This is a genomic window from Streptomyces sp. JJ36 (assembly GCF_021696945.1).
Taxonomy (GTDB): domain Bacteria; phylum Actinomycetota; class Actinomycetes; order Streptomycetales; family Streptomycetaceae; genus Streptomyces.
The window spans coordinates 1-5,295 of record NZ_JACYHE010000134.1 but is presented as its reverse complement, the minus strand read 5'-3'; the positions used below and the strand labels follow the sequence as shown (position 1 = coordinate 5,295).

The 5,295-nt window shown below is 76.8% G+C and carries 4 protein-coding genes; 3 read left to right on the top strand and 1 reads right to left on the bottom strand.

What is annotated here, in order from left to right; genetic code table 11:
- Window positions 1–524: 524 nt before the first annotated feature.
- Complete coding sequence (locus HOY81_RS26560; RefSeq protein ID WP_237323259.1) at window positions 525–1,979, top strand: MFS transporter; 1,455 nt, start codon at window positions 525–527, stop codon at window positions 1,977–1,979.
- Window positions 1,980–2,511: 532 nt separating this feature from the next.
- Complete coding sequence (gene lhgO, locus HOY81_RS26555; protein WP_237323260.1) at window positions 2,512–3,741, top strand: L-2-hydroxyglutarate oxidase; 1,230 nt, start codon at window positions 2,512–2,514, stop codon at window positions 3,739–3,741.
- A 95-nt stretch (window positions 3,742–3,836) separates the two neighbouring features.
- On the opposite strand, the gene HOY81_RS26550 is transcribed toward lhgO, so the two are convergent.
- Window positions 3,837–4,439 carry a YceI family protein gene (locus tag HOY81_RS26550; RefSeq protein ID WP_237323258.1) on the bottom strand — a complete coding sequence of 201 codons (603 nt, stop codon included), beginning with the start codon at window positions 4,437–4,439 and terminating at the stop codon, window positions 3,837–3,839.
- Between the two features lie 326 nt (window positions 4,440–4,765).
- Here HOY81_RS26550 and HOY81_RS26545 point away from each other — a divergent pair.
- A partial coding sequence (locus HOY81_RS26545) for a helix-turn-helix domain-containing protein (RefSeq protein WP_237323257.1) occupies window positions 4,766–5,295 on the top strand: 530 nt, incomplete at its 3' end.

The following is a 5,295-nucleotide window of genomic DNA, read 5'->3' as shown; positions in this document are numbered from 1 at the left end:
GGGGACGGCGGGCCGGAACGGCGGGCTTCCGGGGCCCCGGAGGGGAATATGCCGGGTGGGTCGACCGGTGTCATTTCGGCCAATTGTCAGCCCGGGAGGCACCCACGCCTCCCGGGCCCAACCACCGCCCGCGGGGATGGAAGACGGCGGTTTCCCCCAGCCCACCGGTCCAGCTCAGTGGGCCGACCCACGCGACTCACATGGAAGCGCTTACCCGAACCCGTGCACAGAGCGCACGAACGGGCGCATGGCCACACACCGGGAGCACATGCCCGGAACATCATCTACCGGTCGTCCGCGCGCAGATGAATCCCGCCATCCGGAACGACGCCTCTTAACGGTCGGGATGCGGCGAACTACTGTGGGTCGCAGTAACTTTCCCGCGCCATGGCGATGCGGGGAAGCCCCTGACTCCGGGACGACCCGGCACCGTTCGGGACGCCGCGGGACGCGGTCAGCGGTCAGGGGCGCTCCGCGCCCGCCGCGGAGCGGCCGTCGGTGTGTGGTGTGTCAGGGGTGCGCGCATGTCCAGGGAGCCACGCGGGCCGAACGAGAAACTCGGCACCGTTCTCGCCCTCGCAGGAATCAGCAACGCCGGACTCGCCCGCAGGGTCAACGACCTGGGAGCGCAGCGCGGTCTGACGCTTCGCTACGACAAGACGTCGGTGGCCCGGTGGGTCTCGAAGGGGATGGTGCCACAGGGTGCCGCACCGCACCTCATCGCGGCGGCCATCGGCAGCAAACTCGGCCGGCCGGTCCCGCTGCACGAGATCGGGCTGGCGGACTCGGACCCGGCGCCGGAGGTCGGGCTAGCCTTCCCGCGCGACATCGGGGCCGCGGTCAAGGCGGCCACCGACCTCTACCGCCTGGACCTCGGCGGCAGACGCGGCGGCGGCATCTGGCAGACGCTCGCGGGGTCGTTCGCCGTCAGCGCGTACGCCACCCCCGCGTCCCGCTGGCTGATCAACCCGGCGGACAGCTCCGTCGCCCGGGACGACGCCGAGGCGCTGCGCGCCGCGGCCGCGGAGGGCGGCGGCCCCGGGCGGGACGGCGGCAAGCCGCTCCGCGTCGGGCACGCGGACGTCTCCAAACTACGGGAGGCGGCGGACGAGGCGCGCCGCTGGGACTCCAAGTACGGCGGCGGGGACTGGCGTTCGTCCATGGTGCCGGAGTGCCTCCGGGTGGACGCGGCGCCGCTGCTGCTCGGCTCGTACTCGGACGAGGTGGGCCGCTCGCTCTTCGGCGCGACGGCCGAACTCACCCGGCTGGCGGGCTGGATGGCCTTCGACACCGGCCAGCAGGAGGCCGCCCAGCGGTACTACATCCAGGCGCTGCGCCTGGCCCGCGCGGCCGCGGACGTACCGCTGGGCGGGTACGTGCTGGCGTCGATGTCGCTCCAGGCGACCTACCGCGGCTTCGCGGACGACGGCGTGGACCTGGCCCAGGCCGCGCTGGAGCGGAACCGCGGCCTGGCCACGGCCCGCACCATGAGCTTCTTCCAGCTCGTGGAGGCCCGCGCGCACGCCAAGGCCGACGACTCGCAGGCCTGCGGCGCGGCGCTGTCCTCCGCCGAGAGCTGGCTGGAGCGGGCCCGCGAGGGCGACCCGGACCCGTCCTGGCTGGACTTCTACTCCTACGACCGGCTGGCCGCGGACGCGGCCGAGTGCTACCGCGACCTCAAGGCGCCGCGCCAGGTGCGCCGCTTCACGGAGAAGGCGCTCTCCCGGCCCACCGAGGAGTTCGTGCGGTCGCACGGGCTGCGGCTGATCGTCTCGGCGGTGGCCGAGCTGGAGTCGGGCAATCTGGACGCCGCCTGCGCGGCCGGGACGCGTGCGGTCGAGGTCGCGGGGCGCATCTCCTCCGCCCGCACCACGGAGTACGTGCGGGACCTGCTGCACCGGCTGGAGCCGTACGGCGACGAACCGCGCGTCGTGGAGCTGCGGGAGCGGGCACGCCCGCTGCTCGTGGCCCCGGCGTGACGCGGGCGGCATCCGGACCCTCCGGACGGCCACCGGGGCCGGGGCCGGCACCGGGCTCGGGGGTGCTCCCGCCCTCCGGACGAGCCCCGGCCGTCCGGTACGTCTCCGACCTCGCGACGGCCCCGGGCTCGGGAACGTCTCCGGGCCCGGGACTGCCCCCGGCCTCCGGGCAACCCCCGCCCTCCGGACGAGCCCCGGCCGCCCGGTACGCCCGCCACCACCGGTACGGCCGGCCTGCCCCGCCTCCCCGGCGGCGGCACGGGCGCGGTTCCGGACATCCGCGCCCCCGGGCGCACGCCCCCGCTCCCCGCGGTGGTGCGGATCGGGTGATCCGTACCGCTGCCGGATGTCGGCGGCAGCGTTCATGATGGAGGGCGTGTCCAGGGAGGTCAGGCAGCCCAGAGAGCCCGCGGCGCCCACCGGGCCGGCCGGCGCCGCGCCGCCGGCGGGGCCCGGCGTGCCCGGCGCCGGTGCGCCGCCGGGCGCCGCGGCGCCGGAGGCCGCGGCGCCCGGCGTGCCGCTGCCCGCCCCCGTGGCGGAGCCCGCGTCCGGTCCGTACGACTGCGACGTGCTGGTGGTCGGCGGCGGCATCATCGGCCTGTCCACGGCCTACGCGCTGACCCGTGCCGCCCCGGGCACCCGGATCACCGTCCTGGAGAAGGAGCCGTCCCCCGCCCGCCACCAGACGGGGCGGAACAGCGGCGTCATCCACAGCGGCATCTACTACCCGCCCGGCTCCCTCAAGGCCCGGTACGCGGTGCAGGGCGCCGCCGAGATGGTCAAGTTCTGCGCGGAGCACGACCTGCCGCACGCGGTGACCGGCAAGCTCATCCTCGCCACCGGCAGCGACGAACTCCCCCGGCTGCACGCCCTGGTGCAGCGCGGCCGGGAGCACGGCATCCCGGTGCGCGAGCTGGGCCGCTCCCAGATCGCCGAGCGCGAGCCGCACGTGCGGGGCGTGGCAGCGATCCACGTCGGCACCACCGGCGTCTGCGACTTCGCCGCGGTCGCCCGTACGCTGGCCCGGCTCGCGGAGGACGCGGGCGCCCGGGTGCGGTACGGCGCGGAGGTCACCGCGATCGACCGCCGCGCCGGGCGCGGGGTGGCCGTACGGACTGCGGACGGCGCGGTGCTGCGCGCCCGCGCCCTGGTGAACTGCGCGGGCCTGCACTGCGACCGGCTGGCCCGGCTGGCCGGGGACGAGCCCGGCATGCGCATCCTGCCCTTCCGCGGGGAGTACTACGAGCTGGTGCCGGAGCGCGCCGAGCTGGTGCGCGGGCTGGTGTATCCGGTGCCGGACCCGGCGTTCCCGTTCCTCGGGGTGCATCTGACCCGCGGCATCGACGGCGCCGTCCACCTCGGGCCGAACGCCGTGCCGGCGCTGGCCCGCGAGGGCTACGACTGGGGCGTGCTGCGCCCCTCCGAGCTGGCCGACGTCCTCGCCTTCCCCGGCAGCCGGCGGCTGGCCCGCCGGCACTGGCGGTACGGCGCGGGCGAGCTGCACCGCTCGCTGTCCCGGCACGCCTTCACGGCCGCGGTGCGCCGCATGCTGCCGGAAGCGTCGGCGGCCGATCTGCGCCGCGCCCCGGCGGGCGTACGGGCGCAGGCGGTGCTGCCGGACGGGACGCTGGCGGACGACTTCCTGATCGTCGAGGCCCCGCACACGGTGCACGTGCTCAACGCCCCGTCGCCCGCGGCGACGGCCTCCCTGCCCATCGGCCGGGAGATCGCCGGCCGGGTCCTCCGCCACCTGCGGCCCTGAGCGGGCTGCGGCGGGCGGCTCCGTCCACCGCCCCCCCTGCGGGCGGTGGGGCACGCGCCCGCCGCGCGAGAGGTCGCGTAGGCCCGCGCGGGGTGTCAGGCGCCGGGCGCCTCCGGCTCGACGAACTGCACGTCGAGCTGCACCTTCACCACGTCCCCGAGCAGCGCGTCCCCGGCCCCGAAGCCGAGCCCGAAGTCGCTGCGCCGGATCTCCCCGCGCGCCTCGAAGCCGCAGTGCCGCCGGTCGTCCAGGACGCTGTCCACCAGCCCGCCGAACTCGGCGGTGAAGGACACCTCCCGGGACACCTCGCCGATGGTCAGCGTGCCGTCCATCGCCCACTCCGCTCCGGCGCCGCGGAGCCGCGAGGAGCGGAAGGTCATCTCCGGGCGGCGCTCGACGTCGAGCATGTCGGGGGCGCGGACGTGGGCGTCGCGGTCGGCGTTGCCGGTGTCGACGGAGCCGAGGGCGACGGTGGCGGTGACGGAGCAGTCGTCGAGGGTGCGCCCCACGACGAGTGTGGCGTCCACTTCGCCGAACCGCCCGCGCACCTTCGATATGCCGAGGTGCCGGATCTCGAAACCGACCGAGGAGTGGTGGTGGTCGAGGGTCCAGGTGCCGGGCGGCAGCGGCAGCGTGCCGCCGTCCCCGGCGGCCGTGCGGTCGCCGCCGCCGTGCCGTGTGTCTGCGTCGCGTCCCATGTCCGTGCTCCCGCCTGCGTCATCGTGTCGCCTACCCGCCGCCGCGCCGCTCGTGCCGGGTGCCGTGCCCGTCGCGGCGACCGTGCCGCTTCCCGTCGCCGCGCCGTGTCCCGTCGCGCCGTGTCCCGTGGCTGTGCCATGTCCCGTCGTCGCGCCGTGTCCCGTGGCTGTGCCATGTCCCGTCGTCGCGCCGTGTTCCGTGGCTGTGCCGTGTTCCTTGGTCATGCCGCCACCGTCCCGCCCCGCCGGCCGGGGAGGGAGGCCCGGCGCTGACCGGTACCGGCAGGGCCACCCTGCGCGGCCCGCCGGGCGGTAGCGTCGACGCCGTGAGCGACAACGAGCTGGGCCGCTACCTCCGCGCCCGCCGGGAGGCCGTCACCCCGGCCGACGTCGGGCTGCCGCCGGGCACCCGCCGCCGTACGCCGGGGCTGCGCCGGGCCGAGCTGGCGACGCTGGCCGGGGTCAGCGTGGAGTACCTGACCCGGCTGGAGCAGGGCCGCGACCGCCACCCCTCGGCCCAGGTGCTGGGCGCGCTGGCGGACGCGTTGCGGCTGCCGTCCGCGGAGCGCGTCCGCCTGCGCCAGGTGGCCAAGGCGGTCGGCGGCCATCCGGGGCCGTGCCCCGCGGCGGAGCCGCCCGCGCGGGCCGTACGCCCGACCGTGCGGGCGCTGCTGGAGCGGCTGGAGCCGACGCCCGCGGTGCTGCTCAACCGGCTCTCCGAGGTGCTCGCGCACACCACCGGGTACGCGCGGCTGGTCGCGCCGCTCGGCGTCCTGGACGTGCCCGACGGGGCCGCCCCCGGGCCGGCGGGCGGCGCGCCGGTCCCGCAGCCCACGCCCCCGGGCGGGCGGGCGCG

What these genes read in the sequence shown, in the direction of transcription:
- HOY81_RS26560 (WP_237323259.1), top strand. Translation starts at nt 525, where the DNA reads ATGTCCAGGGAGCCACGCGGGCCGAACGAGAAACTCGGCACCGTTCTC.
- HOY81_RS26550 (WP_237323258.1), bottom strand. Translation starts at nt 4,439, where the DNA reads ATGGGACGCGACGCAGACACACGGCACGGCGGCGGCGACCGCACGGCC.